Below are 16,041 nucleotides of genomic sequence, written 5' to 3'. Positions count from 1 at the left end.
TTCACCTGAAGAATGAAATGTGGATTTAAGCCACCTGATTGAAATAGCGCGCATTCAAATCGCGAACGGCCTGCTGTTGCTGCTGTTCAAGGATCTGCTTAACCTGAATAGCAATATCCTGAGCCTGTTCGCCACTGCGCGCATTGACTGTGATATTGGCATTGACCGTTACCTGTGCACCCTGATGTGCTGTGTCACTATTAACGGAAGTGGCATCTGTATGGGTTGCAGATGAGACATGTGAGGTTGACAGCGCTTCTGGGGTGCTGACAATGTTGGCCTTGTCAGCCGCCACATCTTCCGATTTGGTCGATTTATCCGCACTAAACCAACTGCTAATGTGCGACCCCACCGCTGCGTTGGTGATAAACCCAGCCAGTGGGGCAGCCATTTTCAACCAGGGGTTACGGCTTTTTTCCATTAACCCCGAGACGGCCTTGGCTGAGAACATGCCTCCGAGCGTACCGCCTATCACCCCTGCTTTTTGCGAGCCACTCAAAGACTCATCATTGGCGGCCTGCCATACGGTGTGATAATTCAAAGCATCGCCGACAAAATTGCCTACTTTGGCTACTTTACGTGCACGACTGTGACCATTCCCGGTTAATTCAGCAAACACAGATGCGGTGCCTGCGGCCAGATTAAACGGATTAATAAACTGATTTTTGATAAAGCCTTCAGCCAGACCCAGTAGGTTACTGCTATTACCATTTTGTGGCGCCGTGCCGGACACTCCAGCATCATTCGCTGCAACCTGCGATGTCTCAACATTGCCACTGATGTCAGGTGTGGCCTGAGGTTTGGCAGGTTCATCATCAGCAAACCAGCCTCCGAGCTTTTCACCCAGCCAGCCACCAACAGACTCACCGCCCATCGCACCCAGCGCACCGCCGACCAGACCACCTATGGCAGTACCGATCCCTGGGATCACCGAGCCAATGGCTGCACCTGCTGCGGCGCCGGCCCAGGCACCGCCTGCACCGCCGACGGCACTGCCAACCTGCTGAGTTTTTTGCTCAGCACTCAGGCTGTCATCCGACAGCGTGGCAGCCACATCCACGGCTCCCATTACCGCACTCAAAGGGGCTGCCAGTTTACCGAGCATTTTAGCCCCGGGCAGACGACTAAACAGCCCGCCTTTTTTACCGGCAAACTGCCCCAGCTTGCCAGACTTGGCGTCATTTGCTGCAGTCTGCACCGCTATTGATTTAGATGTCGCATTGGGGAGCTGCCTGCCGCGGTCAAGTGCACGGATCGCATTGCCCTGTGCCGCTGGCTTGCGCTTATTTTTCCTGGTGGCGTTCTCTTGGGACTCTGGAGCAGCCTGATCTTTGCCTTTCCCTTTATTTCGCCCTCGTTTAGAACCTGACTTACCCTTTGGTTTGCCCTTGTTTTTGCGTTTACGGGGCCGCTTTTTCTCTTCTTCCGGCTCGTCTTCTAAGTGCCCATCAAGTTCATCAAAAACACTAGACGTCTCAGCGTCCCCTTCAGTATCGCCAAATAAACCGGAGCCACTCAAAAACTCAGATGCGGCGTCGCCCAGAGACGACAAATCGCCGTTCATCAGCCCTTTAAAATCCAGCTTGCTGAGCGCCCCTTCATGTTGTGCCAGCAATGATGCTGCGCCGTCCATGCCAAATGCATTCAGCAGATCAGGTGCAGCAGAAACCAGTGATGACAAGTCGCCACCCAGCACGCCCTTCACATCAAGTTTTTGGAACACCCCGGCATGTTGTTGCAGCAACGAGGCAGCCTCATCCATACCAAAAGCATGCAGCAACTGAGGGCCCGCTTCTGTCAAAGATGACAGGTCGCCGCTCAGCAGCGCGTCCACATCAAATTTCTGTAGCGCAGGTAAGGCAGACTCAAGCAAGGCGCCTGCATCGCCCAGTTCCAGAGCTTTAAGCAAATCCGGGGCGGCGTTCATCAGGCTGGAGACATCCCCCTGCACGATGCTTTTCAAATCAAGCTTGGCCAAACCAGGAATGGCGGTTCGCAACTTATCCGCGGCGTCATCCAGCTCAAACGCGCGCAATACTTCGGGCGCCGCATCCAGCAAACTGCTCAGATCGCCTTCCATAATTGCCGGGGCATTGAGCTTACTCAGCACCGGCATGGCCTTTTGCATTGCTGCCGATGCGCCGGGCATATCCAGCGCATCAAATACCGCAGGGGCAACCTCTCCCAGCGAAGCCAGGTCGCCACTTATCACGCCACGGATGTCGAGCTTTTGCACAATGCCAGCATGTTGTTGTAGCAGGGCTGCCGCCTCTTCCATGCCCAGTGCATTGAGCAGATCCGGACCGGCTTCAGCCAGAGAAGTCAGATCACCACCGAGTAATCCGTCTACATCAAATTTTTGTAATGCCGGAAGCGCGGCAGCCATCGCTGTGCCTGCATCTCCCAGCTCCAGCGCGTTCAGCAACTGAGGCGCCACGTTCATTAAAGTGGACACATCACCTTGCGCTATGCCTTTGAGGTCAAGCTGGGTCAGGCTGGGTATGGCGGCCTGCAATTTGTCTGCTGCCCCGTCCAGCTCAAATGCACGCAAAACCTCAGGCGCAGCGTCCAGTACACTGCTGAGGTCACCTTCGATGATCGCAGGCGCGTTGAGTTTACTGAGTACCGGCAGGGCTTTTTCCATTGCCTGAGATGCGCCAGGCATATTCAATGCCTGAAATAGCTGCGGTGCAGCCTGGATTAGGGAATCTAGCTCCCCTGAAGCAATTGCTGGCATATCCAGCTGCGTAAGTGCAGGCAAGGCTTGCGCGACACTGGCCGAAACCCCATCCAACTGTAAAGCGCTGAGCATGTGCGGAAGCTCTGATGCTAGAGCCTGTACATCACCACGCAATGCACCAGACAAGTCTAGCTGTGCCAGTGCCGGCAATTCTGAAGCCAGTGCCTGCTGCAACTGAGGTAAGTCGACCGCGTCAATGAGTGCTGGCAATGCCGTTTTTAGCCCATTGAGGTCACCGGCGAACAACGCCTTAAGATCCAGATTTTGCAACACCGGTAATGCGGATTGAAATGCCGCCACCGTCTGGCCGAGATCCAGTGAACGCGCCACTTCGGGCACCAAACTGGTCAGGCTGTTCAGGTCAGTATTCACTGAGTGGGACAACGCAGTCACGGCCGATACATCTACGCTACCTTCAGGCACAGCTGTCGCTACAGCATCATTGCCAATACCCGCGGAGGTATTCAGCTCAACTGAGTCCTGACGATACTCAGACGCGTTTACCGGTGTAAAATCTGGTGCCGTTGCGGTTGCTACCTGACCGGCACCACTGGGCTGAGAGGCTTGTTCATTTTTATCAGCGAGGCGCGCAATCACAGCGCCAAGATTATCCAAAGACGCCAGTAAAGCGTCGGGCACTTCATAAGCCCCCGGGTTATCCACACTCAGGCTGACAGCCCCTTGGCCAGACGCTGGTTGCGCCGACTGCCCCTGTTGTGCCATCACAGCCTGCAGACGTTTTTGCAGATCACTACTTTGTGGGGCTAATAACACCAGCGCCTGGAGCTGTGCGAGTAGTTGCCCGACCGACGCGGCACTGGCATCACTTTGCAGCTGCAGAGAATGCAGTGTCCGGCCGAGTTTCGCCAGTCGCTGGTCCACGCCATTGCTCTGCGCCAGGCGATGTTTAACTTTATTTTTGGCTCCGCCGGGAGCACGAAGATGTTCGACAGTTCCTTGTTTCATAGATTTACCTGAAAGAGTTAAGAAGTGATACCAGAGAATGAAGGGAGGTGGAGTGTGGCATTGCTAAACAGCCTGAAAAAAGCCACTGAGCAATGCCCGCAATTGAATCCACAAACATGCGCAAAAACGCATGTTTGCAGAGGGATGACCCGCAGCGGATCAGGACGCAGAGGTTGCCTCTTTGTAGTCAACCGCAGCATTGAACCAATCGACTAATTCATCTTCGGTCAATGCATTGAGTTCGGTCAGGCCCCAACCGGTGTATTTGGCTAAGGCGATCACCATGGCTCTTAAGCGCCTGGGCGGGATACGAGAAAAGCCTGTAAGGTCTCTCTGAGCTTCACAAAGTCGCTCCAATCAAGCTCTTCGATGATATCCGGCGAGACTTCGCACAAATTGGAGAAGTAGCGAATTTCACTTTCCGACTCGCTGATATCTGCCTTGTCCACCATTAACCGGTCTCGTACTTTTGGTCGTCTCATTGTCAATTCGGCATACTCATGCCCGTCAACCGTCACTGGAAATGCCAGGGTAATGATTTCTTTCATGCTTTTGCTCCTATTATTATTTTCTCAGTGCGCAGGCGGGCACTCCCGGGGATTAAGCCAGTAAGAAGTACCCGCCATATTAAGACAAGAGCGCGAATTAAGCGCCAATGGCAGCGCGTAACAGCGCCATTTGATCTGTGCCTTTGATTTTGCGCACATCGTTGTACAGGTCAATTTCGTAGATCACTTCGTTGTTGATCTCCAGCTTGTACTTCTGCACTGTGTACTGCATCGTCAGCTTGGCTTCTTCGCCGTCTTTCCAGTTACCCATATCGACTTCTTTGAAGTAGCCTTCCAGAGTCACAACCACAGGCTGTGGTGGCTGACCTTGCGCCTGAATCGCACCGCGCGCGGTTAATGGTGTGGTCGCCCCACTCCAGTCACCCAGCAGCTTGAGCATGTCGGCGTTGTATTCAAGCAAAGTGATACTGCCTTCCAGTTTCTCAAGCTGACCCACGTCCAGCTCAATCGGCGCCTGAAAGCCCGATGTCACTTCACGGGTTTTCACCGTGACTTTTGGTAGCTGAATTTCGTCCGCAATGCCCAGGTAGCCTTTGCCGTCTACGAACAGTTTGAATTTTTTAAGGATTTTAGGAGACATTGCCATTATACGATTTCCTCTAGGTAGTTATTTGTCAGAATGCTCTTGAAGGTGATGTGCTCAGCCGGTGTTGGCGGCGTAAAGTCAAAGCTGAAGTAAACCTTGCCAGCCTGAATGTTTTCCGGCGTATTCAGCTCTTCATCTGCCCAGATTTCGCCGCCCAGGATTGCACCCTGTGCTTTAAGGCTGTCCAGGTAAGACTGCACGCTCTGTTTCACATCTTCGATATAAGTTTTGGTGATGTTACGGTCAACCGCCCACATGTGGGCACGCAGCAGTGAGTCATTGATCATGTCTGCGGTACGAACCACTGACAGGAAGGCCCATTTCGGGTCGCCAGAACACGTACGGTTACCCCACAGCTTGAAGCCGTTTTGGCGGATAATGGTCGCTACTTCGTTTTCATTCAGGTGGTTAGCACGTGCGTTTGCATCACCTAACTGGAAGTCCACCGGGCGTGCAGTACCAACAATACCATTCATTGCGGTATTACTTGGGCTCCACCAGAAGCCACGGTCGTTGTCCGATTTGGCAATCATACCGGCAACACGGGCACTGGCTGGCTCATCAACAGATTCACCATCGCGGAATACACGTACGTGCGGGTCAACCACATACACACGACGTGAGCCAATGGTCTGACGGTACTTAATCGCGGTGGCATCCGCAGAGCTTTCTTTCTCATTTGGACCGTCGGCGATGATCACTGCACGCAGTCGTTCAGCAACACCAATCAGGTCAGACACAACGGCATTCATTTCACCTGTGGCTTTGTCGAACTGATGGGTGTATTCAGGAGCAATAAGAATACGTGGCGTCATGCCCAGCTCAGATTCAGCCGCCAAAAACGCCGATACACCCTTATAGCCGCCATCAGCTGTGGTGCCTGCCTGCATATTGGCAATGACATCACCATCTCTCTTCGTCACGTCTGAATTTGTGCTGTCAGCAACACGTACTACAACAACAGCGGCACCTGCCTGGTCGAAGATGCCATCAATGGCACGTACCAGAGAGCCCTTTAGCGAATCAGAAATATCCGTAACCGCTGCTTTGGCTTTGGCTTCTACATCAGCCTGAATGGCCGTTTTTTCTTCCGCAGAAAGCTCGTAGTCTGCCGCTTTATCGTTCGCCGCTTTAAACGCTTCCACAGCTGCCAGATATTGCGTGCTGGTTTCTGCTTTCGCCGCATCGCCTGCAGCCGTTTTTGCTGACGCCAGTTTTTCCTGATAACCCGCATTGGTTGTGTCAACCAGTTTAACCGCATCCGTACGCTTGCCTGCCACTAACACAGGTGTATTAAGCGGAAACGCCTTTTCGTCAGCAAAAGGGGCCGTACCAATCAGGCCAATAACCGCACTTTTAACCGTTTTAATTGGGCGCGTGCCAGTTTGCGCCTCGATGACTTCTACACCGTGTAGAAATTTAGACATAGATATCTCCTTTAAAGGTATGTCAATTAGCTAATAAAAAAGCCACAGCCGAGCTGCGACAAAACGCAGCCCAGGTGCTGTGGCTTAAGTTGAAAAATAAATTGAGAAAATTAAAAAATCACAAGTTAGATTTGGATCCCCTCGATGGTTACCGGTTCGCCATTGATAAGATATAAGCCTTCAATGGCGATTGATAATTTGCCGTCTCCGGCCGGGTGCACCGCCACCCCTTCAAGTGCAAATCTCGGCTCCCATTGCTCAAGTGCATTGGAAATGGCAATGGTAATATCACCAACCAGAGAGTGTGAAAACGGCCGGTCAATGAGTTCAAATAAACCGCAGCCATAATCGCGACGCATCACCCGACTTCCCTTGGGGGTCGTCACAATATCGCGAATACTTTGTTTCAGGTGCTCAACGCCGCCCAGCGGCTTACCTGTCTGGGCATTCATGCCAATCATGCTTCACCTCCTTATGTTTTGATGTCCAGTTTTGCGTCTCCGCCAGTCAGCAGAGCACCACAGGACGTGCTGTCTCCTACCCTGGCGATAGCCACGCCACCGAGTGTAAATAAAGCGCTACCAGTCGCTACAACCACTTCTTTATGAGGTACTTTCTTATCCTTACTAAGGTGCTCTGTAATTTTGTCTCCCACCAGAGTCACAGGGTTTCCGTTGACGGTAAACTTGCGCGATTCAGGTTTTTCAATAAACACCACTCCCGGGTCAAAAAGCTTATTGTGCGGCTTTCCATCGGCTTTATCGCCTAAGATACTGACATCTGCCATGTCAAACTCTCCCTACTAACTCGCTTCGATTTTGTTGCCTTTGAGCAGCAAAGTGCTGCCACCAGCATCCACATCCAAATTTCCACCAGTGGATTTGACCGAGACAGTCTTACCTTCCAGTGTCAAAGCCCCCTTACTCGCTTTTACCGTCAGCGCCCCCTCGGTGGCCTCAACGTTGAGGTTTCCCTGTTCAGCTTTAATATTCACATTGCTTTGAACTGCACTGATATCCAGCTGTTTATCTGCTTTGAGCGAAATATTTCTGGCACAATGAATATGTACTCTTGCCGTTTCCCCACCGTCCGTGTCCGGCACATAAAGGTGGTAAGCATGATTTTGGTTGTCATACTCCACCAGCGCGCCATCCTGATAGCGGGTGCGGTGCACATGTTCACGACTGCTTGCCGCAGCGTAACTTTCCCCTTCACCCGCACCTAACACATGGTCGGGTTTATGGTGATCAGCTGCCGCACTATACACACTGCCCAGGATCACGCCCTGAGCGGTGTCGCCACAAGGCGCAAGGACAATTACCTGCTCACCAATTTCAGGGGCTCGCCAGGTCATATTATGTGCAGCCATATCGGTCAGCCAGGGCAGCTTAGCGGTGATCCAGTCACCGATTTTGACTTTCACACGAGCCGCTTCATAGTCCACTTCATGCACCGTACCCAGCGTGATCAGCTTGCTTAATCGGTGCTGTAAGTCAGATAGCGCTAACTCAGATTGAGCGGGATCCAGATTCATAGCACCTCCCCGGCAGGCGTTTGCATGCTGTAGATTAACTTGTGCTCATAGCCCTGCTGCCCCAGATAAACATCCGTGATGGGCGTGCCAGGTGACTCGCTCTGTTCAACCTGATAGTAAAATGACCAGCTCAGCTGTAACTGTGCTTTAATCCCTTCACTGTGCTGGTTAAACGCAAAGGTCGTTTGCTCGGCAATAAAATGTTGCCAGTGGGTGGGCACGTCGTCCGCCAACATCGCGGCTTCGCCTTTGCTGAGTACCTCATCCAGCCTTTCCAGCAGCCTGGCTTTATCGCCATCCATCAACGCAATATCGAGCTGCACACTCAGCACCCGTCTGTCCAGCGGGTTTGGGCTGAGGTTTTTGTTGTACGCTGGTCCATAGCTCACACCTTTATCGGTGCCTTTACTTTGCAGCTCGCTGGCCTGGCGTTCCTGCGTAGGCGTTACTGTTAGTTGGGCTTGCTGGGTCAGGTCCGGGGCAACCTGGCTCGGGATTAGGTAATCCACCTGAGCCACCTGTGCCAGGGACGTCGTCAGGCGCTCAAGCACCTGGGTGATTAAGGTCGTTCGTTGCATAGACTTGCTCTTAGATTAAAAAGACTCGAAGACAATCTGTGAGTCAGGGCGGGCGACGTGCCCGAAGGTATAGTGCAGGTGTCAGTTTCACTGGCAAGACGATAGCTCCCGACTCCTGAAAATTCAGGGGTATCCCTTGACTGTTAGCGATATCACATCAGTAGTTTAGGAACTGACTGTAGCGCTTAGTAAAATTCAACAACCTCCTGCCGCTTACTAGCAAAAGTGCTACCTATTTATCGGGCAACGTGCCATTGCGCTTAAATGAGCAATCGATAGCCAGATATTTGCAGTGCACATTCCCTCCTATAATTGGTTCCAGGATGGTTGTTCATGACTTACCCGTATGTTACTTGGTCGCGCTCTATCCGATGAATACTCGCATTGAACCGACAATGCTCTGTAGGCGCCACAATGGAACTTAGGGTCGACCTTGAGTGTTATTCTGGCAACGCCCGGACCAAAGCCCTGATTTACCGCCCTAAAGTTGAATGGAAACGAGTTGCTATAATCTTCTATTTTAGGGTTAAGCTCTTTTTCGCGGTCCCCGTTTGGCTCGGAAACAAACAGAGCTAAGTGACCAGTCAGTGTATGTTCCGTGATATTCTTGATTTCAACACGGCCAGATACACAATCTTCGAACGACGTACCAGTAATCACAATATGATCACTAGTGCTGTACATTCCTCTGTGTGACATAATAAATTCGCAACGGAAACGGTCACCATAGTTACCGAACCAGCCATTTGCACCAGCAACAAACTCTAGCAAGTTAATATAATAAGGTTCTTTCGGATTGGCGCATGTCGCAAAGTCTGGATTAGGTCCCTGGCCTCTTGCATCATATCCACCATTATCCAAGACCTGAGCGAAGGAAAAACGCTTATTACGGCCTTCTTTGTGCACTAAGAGTCCATTTACGACCTCTGTGAAAGATCCCTTCCAGTCATCAAACTCTGCTTTGGCCTGCTGCAAACTGGTATTTATATTATCGCTCTGTTGTGCCACCGTCTGACACAGTGCATTGGCCCGTACGGCCACATCGCTGAGTCGCTCAGTCGTGGTTTTATTGTCCGTTGACATAGTGTCTCCTGTGAGCCTTGCCGAGGAGTGGCAGGCTTAGAATCGGCAACCCTGTGCCGCTGTATAATTCAGGTAATAAAAAGGCGTGCATGACGCCCAAGGGAAGAATCCGAAGTCTTGAGTTAACTTTCTCAAGCTTAGGTATATCTTACTGATTTCTCTTAGGTAAAACCGGTCAATTCTGACCGGGTCAAAGAAAAAAGAACAAGGCACGTAGTCATGTGCCTGCACTCAGGCTTATTCCTCAGAGACAGGTGCCTGAGGTAAAGGAAAGCGTGCTTTAATTTCGGCCACTTTGTCCAGCCAGGCCTGCTTGGCCGCCTCTGTCTGGTCGAATTGCCATTCCATGTAGAGTGGGTCTGATTCACGCAGGTAAGAAAGTCGGCGATATTCCAGCGCTTCTTCGTGCTCAAAACGAAAAGTCAGCGCTTCAAACGGCACATCTATCTCATTCATTAACAGAAAATGGCGGATCTGGGCCTCGCTCATCAGCTCACCCAAAGTCGCCAGTACAGTATCGTTGTGGATTAGTTGCATGTGTTGATCCTTGCTTACGTATTAGGCTGGAGGCGTTTCGAGTTCATTCACTCGTGAATTCAGGGTTGCGATATTGCCAGTCAGGCTTTCAATATCACTGGGCCTTGCAAACTCCGGATAGCAGCCCCATGCGTTATCTTCCAGGTTTACATACCCAGACACGGAACCATATAAACAAATCAAGGCCTCCCCAGTCTCAGACGAAAATGACAGCGCCGTGTGCGGGGCGTAAAAACCACCGGTTGACGAATTTGCTTTCTGTCGGTAAGCATGGAGCTTCCATCCGTCATTAAACTCTGTCACAGGCTGTAGGTCTCCTGCAAGTTGCCCTTCTATTACTTTGATATAGCAGCCTTTAGTGAGCGCTCCCTGATCGTATCCCTGATAATAGGTATTATCTAATCGCACTGTTTTGCCTGGACTCGTTTTCCATTTAATCCTGAGAATATGGAACTTCTTGTTGACATAGCCTCTGTAAACATTATCCCTAAAACTTGTAGCGACCCCGCCTCCGGTATGGTCTTCATCATGTTTGCCGACCTCACCATATATCGTCGCCTCCTTGACAACTTCAAAGGACTCAAGTCCTATAGTGGTAAACCCTTTAATCGCATTACTACCCAGCGGCTCCATCTGCTGGTTTCGGCTTAGCAAAATATGGGACTGCTCGGCGCGTGCACCGGCAATATAATTTTGAATATCCTGATGCGCCTGCTGTTTTGCGGCGTCCATCTCTGCTTTTTTGGCATTTACCGTGGCATTGATATTACCCGCATGATCTTGCACGCTCTGGCACAGGGCATTAGCACGTACGGCCACCTGGGTGAGTAATTCTGTGGTATTGTCTGTTGACATAATAAATCCTTAAAAAGTCCTGTGTTACGCCTGTTCCAGCGCCACTAAGCGCCATTCCTGATTGATCTGACGATGCATGGTATCAATCTGAGCCAGGGTTAATTCGGCCAGCTCGTTGTCGAGGATAAGGTTGAGGTTATCGACACCAAGCTTGACCTCAACACTGTCGGAGGGCAGCTGGGTCAGGCTTAGGGTGAGCCACTGCAACACCTTGACATCTGGCGTGCGGTACCCAAGTGTGGTGTTGGGTTTAGAATACACGCCTAGTAAAATCAGCTTGGGCTGACCATTTGCCAGCTTTTCGCCGGAATCCAGAAACACACCAATTTCACCAATGGCGTATTCCAGCGGCGCTTCGAATTTGGCGGCCACTTTCAGGCTACTGCTTTCGCCGTCGGTGTAATCCGAATCGGCAATTTCCACCAGCTCTTTTTGGCTGCGCAGCGTGGTTTGAGTTTTTGACGGGGTGTAGCTTGCATCGCCAAAGGCCATATGGCTGATTTGCCCTTTAAAGCCTCTGGCGCGCGCCGACAACAGCGCATCCAGCCCCACCTGAGTAAATTGCAAGGTTAATGCTGACATTACGTCACTCCCTGGAAATGAAAAGATTGAATATTCAGCGCATCTAGTCCTGAAGACAGCGCCAGTGCGCCAGCCATAGAGTCGGGCGTCACACCCAAGCTTTCGGCCTTAAGGCTGGCGGTATTTAAGGACTGCAGCTGTGCATGCGCTGCCATTACCCCCTCGCTCGGATCCGGCGTAATCCCCTCGCCCGTCGTGTGCCAGCGCTGACAATTAAGTAACTGTCCCGCTGCGGCTGTAGCCACAGCTCCCTGTGTTGAGTCTGGCGTCACTCCCAAACCCGTGGCTTTATGGTCGATAAGATTGAGCGGCGATTGTGCAGCTCCAAAAGGGGCCACGGATTCGCTCAGTGCTATACCCAGCTGTAAATCCACATGAATAGCGCCGCGCTTAACGGCATTGATCACCCGGCGAATTTTCTTCAGCATCAGGGGAGTCAGCAGTCCTTGCTGTTGGTCGTCCAAATTCTGATTCACCAGTGCCCAGACTTTAATCGTACCAGGCGGCATGACCTCATCTGAGGGGGTGTCCGCTCCTTCGGACTGCCACCATTCCCTGATCTCAGTAGCAATGTTTAAACTGTCGAGTGCTTTTTGCAGCGCGTAGGGCGTGCCTTTATACTGGTGCACCGCAAAAGCGTCGCGGATCACCTGACGTTTTAGTGTTTCTGACCAGGTTTCATCCCACTCATCCACCGACATAGCCCAGGCCAGCCAGGGCAACAGGGAGGCAGGACATAACATGGGATCCCAAATGGCACGCAGTAACAGACGAATATCCTGTAAAATACAGGCATCCTGTAACGCACGTCGCCGCGCTCTGTCATCGAGATAACTTTCCCAGCCGGCTATTTTTAAAGCCTCTGCAAGCGCCGGTAACATCGCCGCCGGACACAGCTCGTCATCCCACAGCACGGTGAGTAGCAGGTTAATATCAGCCTGATAAAAAGCGGCTTTATTACAGGACGGTAACTGCCATTGTTCGGCCAGACTTTGCCTCTTAGATTCGCTCAACGCCTTGATGTTCAAAACGTTAAGCAGCAAAGACCGTATTTTGTCGGGCCGCGAGAATTCGCTTTCAATTGCCCGTATCAAAGGTGTTGCATTACTGGGAAGCAGCTCATTCATGATTGACGACTACCTCTACTTCATAATGCTCGCACCAGGATGACTGAGTATGTGTCACGGATATATTTGACGCTGGAGAAGTCAGATTAACTTCCTCCACGCCCTCCAGGTGCAAAGCTGCGAACAGCCCTGCCCGGGTCACTTTTTTGCCGAGTTTCTGTCGGCTGGCGAGATACGTTTGCATTCTTTCCACAGCAGCCTGGCGGATTGCTTCGGCTGAGGGCCCGGGCAATACAACCAGCTGCGCTTTGACTGTGTAAGGCACAATCTGCGGGGCATTCACCGTCACCCGATCACCCAGGGGTCTGACTCGAGAGGCTTGTTGGTGCTCCCATCCCTGGGCAGCAAAGTGTTTGGCTACTTTGTCGAGCAGCGCCTGTGACGGTGCACCATTGCCTTCTGTGCTGAGAACAGTCAGTACAATCTCACATGGCGCCGGGCTGTGAACTGTGACATCACGAATGGCCGGGTCGAGTGACAAAGTATGAAAGGCATAAGCCGATGCGCTTCCTGCGGTATTTAAGCCATCAAAGGCCAGCTGAATGCGCTGGCGAAACCGGGTGTCGCTTTCACCTTCGTCGCGCAGCAGGTTATAGCGCGACGCGATGGCATCCAGGTCTGCGCCACTGGCCGTTGCCAGCATCACGCCTTTGACCGCATCATTTACCTGCTGAGTATTCAATACCTGCTGGTAGGCCAGCGTTTGCAACAAGGCCGTCAGCGGGTCGCTTTCCAGTTTAAGGGCATCGGCATACTGAGGATGTGACGCTAAAAAACGCTGTTTGATTTCCTTTAACTGCTGCTCAAAATCCACATCCCGTAACAGATCCGGCATGGGCACCCGGGACAGGTCTGGTGTTAGAAATTGGCTCATCTCATCCTCGTTTGTTGCAAAAATAAAAAACCCGACTTGGCACTGCACAAGGCAGTATCGCATCGGGTTTATCACGGGAAGTCTGTTTTTAATCTTTCGTTAGCTTTCTCAAGCTTAGATGTATCTTACTGATTTTATGGAATTAAAAACGGTCAACTTTGACCGGTTTAAAATCGACACGCTAATTCCCCAAAGTCTGGGTATAAAAAAACCACCGCTCATCATTATGAGCCGGTGGTTTTTAACTTGCGGAATCTTGCAGCTTCGCAATAGCTGTCTTTATCTTTTGACTTAGCTTTCTCAAGCTTAGGTGTATCTTACTGATTTAACGGGAAGAAAACCGGTCAATTCTGACCGGGTTAGATATTTTTACGTTTTTAATACGTCAGCTAAGCGGGATTCTATAACTCAGCCGTAAAGCTGAATGCATCCAGCGCTTCTATCGATGTCAGATCAGCAACCTGCTGCTCCGCCTCATCACTTTTCTGACGCAACGCTTCGCGTTTTGCCAGTTCAGCCTGCAATGCAGCTGCAGCTTGCTCAGCCTCGCTGCCACCCAGCTGTGCCAGTTGCACTCGCTCCTGCGCCTTAGTTACGCGCCACTGCTGCGCCTCCAGGCATGCATAGACGGCACGTTTAATCTCATCGACCAGCTCGTCTTTACGTGCAGCTATCGCGTCTTCGCTTAAATGGGGCGGTTGATAGCCAGCAATAAAGGAAGCTACAGACTCCTCATCCCAGGCTTCGCCCGTTTGCGGGTGCACCAGCCAGTAGTTTCCCTCAATTTTCATGCCTTTATCGGCAAAATATTCGCAATTCATGATCTCTCCTTAAAATGCGCGACAGGTGCGGCCAAGGCCGTACTTGTTATAAACATAATACTCATTGATCAGACCAACATGGCTGTATGGGTTAATACAATGGATCGCCGTAGCTACTATACCTCCATCATAACCAGGGCTGACAGCTCTTGTACAAAAGCTGTATAAGCCCAGTAGTTCGCCATCCATGCTTTCTAGCGCAACTTTGACCTCACCTTCACCATTCTCGGTCCCATTTGAGCTTTGTGTTCGACTTGCTGAAGAACTGCTTGCAAAAAAGTAATTAACAGGCTCTAAACGTTGTTCTGCGGTGAAACGATAGTGGGCACTGTATTTATTCCCTCCCATTTTTACAGTGTCATTGTAAACACCATAGTATCCATAATAACTATATGCAGCATGGCTCAATTGCTGTTCATTGGATGTATAGCGTCGGTTACCATAAGGGTGTGGTAAATTGTGATAAACAAAACTAACAGTCGTAAAATCCCCAGCATCAACATAGGCCTGTAGCTCATCTTGATTAGCGATTGCGACATTCGTAACAATATTGCCATCTCCATACTTCTCAATAAGCAGAGAGGTATTTTCATCCACCATCACCAAACAGTGTTTCTGATTGTCGTAAAGTACAGCAACATTGGTGTAGGCGTGACTGGTATTGGTTGTTACTCCAAACTGGTCCTTAGCATTTAAATCTTTTTTAGGGCGAGTGATCGATGTAAACCCCTGTGAACGAACAAATATGCCACCGTAATTGGCCACACCTGTTGCTTGAGAATCCTGCGTGCTATACACAACTTCATAGTCAACATCAGCATTGTTCGCCTTTTTACCGAGCGGCAAAATTGCGCTGGCACCATACAAATATATTTTGCTGGTTGGGTTTTGTTCAAACGCATTTGCATACACAAAACAGGAATGTAAAGTCGTTTTACTTGCTCCATCAGAACTCAAAGATAAAAACTCTAACCGGCATTGTTCATTGTTCGCATTATGAGTGTAAGCAGGTCTGACCAGAAAAGTTTCACCACTATGATCATAAACTGCAAATGCAGCTGTTGCCCGTCGATAGCTAGAATCAGAGCTGGATGTTTCTATCGGTGTTATACCAAACAAAGGTCTGATTTGATTATTAAAAGCCCGCCCCTGCAATGCCTCAACCCGCGCCAGGCTCGGTGCCATGGTATCCAGCTGATCCAGCTTAGCCGCTTTACCTTCAAGCGCTGTGCCGTTGTCATTAAGTGTTTGAGCTGCCTGCTGCAAGCTGGTCTGACCGACCTGAGCCGCCTGTTGCAGCGCCGTGGTAGCATTGTCTATATGTGATTCAGCCACGGCCACAACAGCCTGTTCCAGTTTTTCGTTGTCGGCCAGTTTCGTGATTGCATTGCTAACCAGTGCCTGCTCTTCGGCGCTGAGTGGTTGTTCGCCTTGCATGTCGGCGACCAGTTTGTCGACCATGACCTGCACAGCAGTTTGTATACTTGCCATAAATTCCTCGTTGAATAATGTAGAAAGTAAATGAAGGGGCCTGCACTAGAGCGCAAGCAGGGGCTCACCCAGCAGCTGGTTCAGACGACTGCGGCGCAGCTTTTCCTGCACCGCCTGATACTGTTGCTGTTGAATGTGTTGTTGCTGATATAACTGCGTGTCTACTGCCGCCAGGGCATTGGCCAGTCGTGAGACATCCTGCTGTAGCAGGTTGTCCGGGTGCGGCAAAGGCAGTGAAAAGTGCGGGGTTAGTGGGTTATTCATACCGCCT

General features: G+C 50.9%; 18 protein-coding genes. All 18 read right to left on the bottom strand.

Going from position 1 to position 16,041, the window contains the following annotated elements; translation table 11 throughout:
* Positions 1–25: 25 nt before the first annotated feature.
* The 18 genes from CWB98_RS15940 to CWB98_RS15860 all read right to left on the bottom strand — a co-directional run bounded on the left by CWB98_RS15940 (position 26) and on the right by CWB98_RS15860 (position 16,034).
* Positions 26–3,706 carry a phage tail protein gene (locus CWB98_RS15940; RefSeq protein WP_138545761.1) on the bottom strand — a complete coding sequence of 1,227 codons (3,681 nt, stop codon included), beginning with the start codon at positions 3,704–3,706 and terminating at the stop codon, positions 26–28.
* 159 nt (positions 3,707–3,865) lie between these two features.
* Positions 3,866–3,991 carry a hypothetical protein gene (locus tag CWB98_RS24635; RefSeq protein ID WP_283235352.1) on the bottom strand — a complete coding sequence of 42 codons (126 nt, stop codon included), beginning with the start codon at positions 3,989–3,991 and terminating at the stop codon, positions 3,866–3,868.
* A 5-nt stretch (positions 3,992–3,996) separates the two neighbouring features.
* Positions 3,997–4,254: a phage tail assembly protein gene (locus CWB98_RS15935; RefSeq protein ID WP_125781843.1), complete on the bottom strand. Its 258-nt coding sequence runs from the start codon at positions 4,252–4,254 to the stop codon at positions 3,997–3,999.
* A gap of 97 nt (positions 4,255–4,351) precedes the next feature.
* Positions 4,352–4,861, bottom strand: coding sequence for a phage major tail tube protein (locus CWB98_RS15930; protein WP_138545760.1), 510 nt, complete (start codon positions 4,859–4,861; stop codon positions 4,352–4,354).
* The gene (locus CWB98_RS15925; protein WP_138545759.1) at positions 4,861–6,288 is read right to left on the bottom strand and encodes a phage tail sheath C-terminal domain-containing protein; all 1,428 of its coding nucleotides are present in this window, start codon (positions 6,286–6,288) and stop codon (positions 4,861–4,863) included. The genes CWB98_RS15930 and CWB98_RS15925 overlap by 1 nt, the downstream gene beginning before the upstream one ends.
* 125 nt (positions 6,289–6,413) lie before the next feature.
* Entirely contained in the window at positions 6,414–6,749 is a 336-nt protein-coding gene (locus CWB98_RS15920; RefSeq protein WP_054015367.1) for a GPW/gp25 family protein, read from the bottom strand.
* 11 nt (positions 6,750–6,760) lie between these two features.
* Complete coding sequence (locus tag CWB98_RS15915; RefSeq protein ID WP_138545758.1) at positions 6,761–7,075, bottom strand: PAAR domain-containing protein; 315 nt, start codon at positions 7,073–7,075, stop codon at positions 6,761–6,763.
* A 15-nt stretch (positions 7,076–7,090) separates the two neighbouring features.
* Positions 7,091–7,822, bottom strand: a complete 732-nt coding sequence (locus tag CWB98_RS15910) for a phage baseplate assembly protein V (protein WP_138545757.1) — start codon at positions 7,820–7,822, stop codon at positions 7,091–7,093.
* The gene (locus CWB98_RS15905) at positions 7,819–8,400 is read right to left on the bottom strand and encodes a hypothetical protein (RefSeq protein WP_138545756.1); all 582 of its coding nucleotides are present in this window, start codon (positions 8,398–8,400) and stop codon (positions 7,819–7,821) included. The genes CWB98_RS15910 and CWB98_RS15905 overlap by 4 nt, the downstream gene beginning before the upstream one ends.
* 306 nt (positions 8,401–8,706) lie before the next feature.
* A complete protein-coding gene (locus CWB98_RS15900) occupies positions 8,707–9,483 on the bottom strand; it encodes a hypothetical protein (RefSeq protein ID WP_138545755.1) in 777 nt (258 codons plus the stop codon).
* Between the two features lie 237 nt (positions 9,484–9,720).
* Entirely contained in the window at positions 9,721–10,020 is a 300-nt protein-coding gene (locus CWB98_RS15895) for a hypothetical protein (RefSeq protein WP_138545754.1), read from the bottom strand.
* A 21-nt stretch (positions 10,021–10,041) separates the two neighbouring features.
* A complete protein-coding gene (locus CWB98_RS15890; protein WP_138545753.1) occupies positions 10,042–10,875 on the bottom strand; it encodes a hypothetical protein in 834 nt (277 codons plus the stop codon).
* Between the two features lie 24 nt (positions 10,876–10,899).
* Positions 10,900–11,457 (bottom strand): phage tail protein, encoded by a 558-nt coding sequence (locus CWB98_RS15885; protein WP_125781827.1) that lies wholly within the window; start codon positions 11,455–11,457, stop codon positions 10,900–10,902.
* Positions 11,457–12,584 carry a phage tail protein I gene (locus tag CWB98_RS15880; RefSeq protein WP_138545752.1) on the bottom strand — a complete coding sequence of 376 codons (1,128 nt, stop codon included), beginning with the start codon at positions 12,582–12,584 and terminating at the stop codon, positions 11,457–11,459. The genes CWB98_RS15885 and CWB98_RS15880 overlap by 1 nt, the downstream gene beginning before the upstream one ends.
* Positions 12,577–13,458: a baseplate assembly protein gene (locus CWB98_RS15875; RefSeq protein WP_171045675.1), complete on the bottom strand. Its 882-nt coding sequence runs from the start codon at positions 13,456–13,458 to the stop codon at positions 12,577–12,579. The genes CWB98_RS15880 and CWB98_RS15875 overlap by 8 nt, the downstream gene beginning before the upstream one ends.
* 401 nt (positions 13,459–13,859) lie before the next feature.
* Entirely contained in the window at positions 13,860–14,279 is a 420-nt protein-coding gene (locus tag CWB98_RS15870) for a hypothetical protein (protein WP_138545750.1), read from the bottom strand.
* Positions 14,280–14,288: 9 nt separating this feature from the next.
* Complete coding sequence (locus CWB98_RS15865; RefSeq protein WP_138545749.1) at positions 14,289–15,770, bottom strand: hypothetical protein; 1,482 nt, start codon at positions 15,768–15,770, stop codon at positions 14,289–14,291.
* A gap of 45 nt (positions 15,771–15,815) precedes the next feature.
* Positions 15,816–16,034: a hypothetical protein gene (locus tag CWB98_RS15860; protein ID WP_138545748.1), complete on the bottom strand. Its 219-nt coding sequence runs from the start codon at positions 16,032–16,034 to the stop codon at positions 15,816–15,818.
* Between the last annotated feature and the right edge of the window lie 7 nt (positions 16,035–16,041).

Source organism: Pseudoalteromonas rubra (assembly GCF_005887115.1).
GTDB lineage: Bacteria > Pseudomonadota > Gammaproteobacteria > Enterobacterales > Alteromonadaceae > Pseudoalteromonas > Pseudoalteromonas rubra_F.
This window is presented reverse-complemented; position numbering and strand designations above follow the sequence as displayed.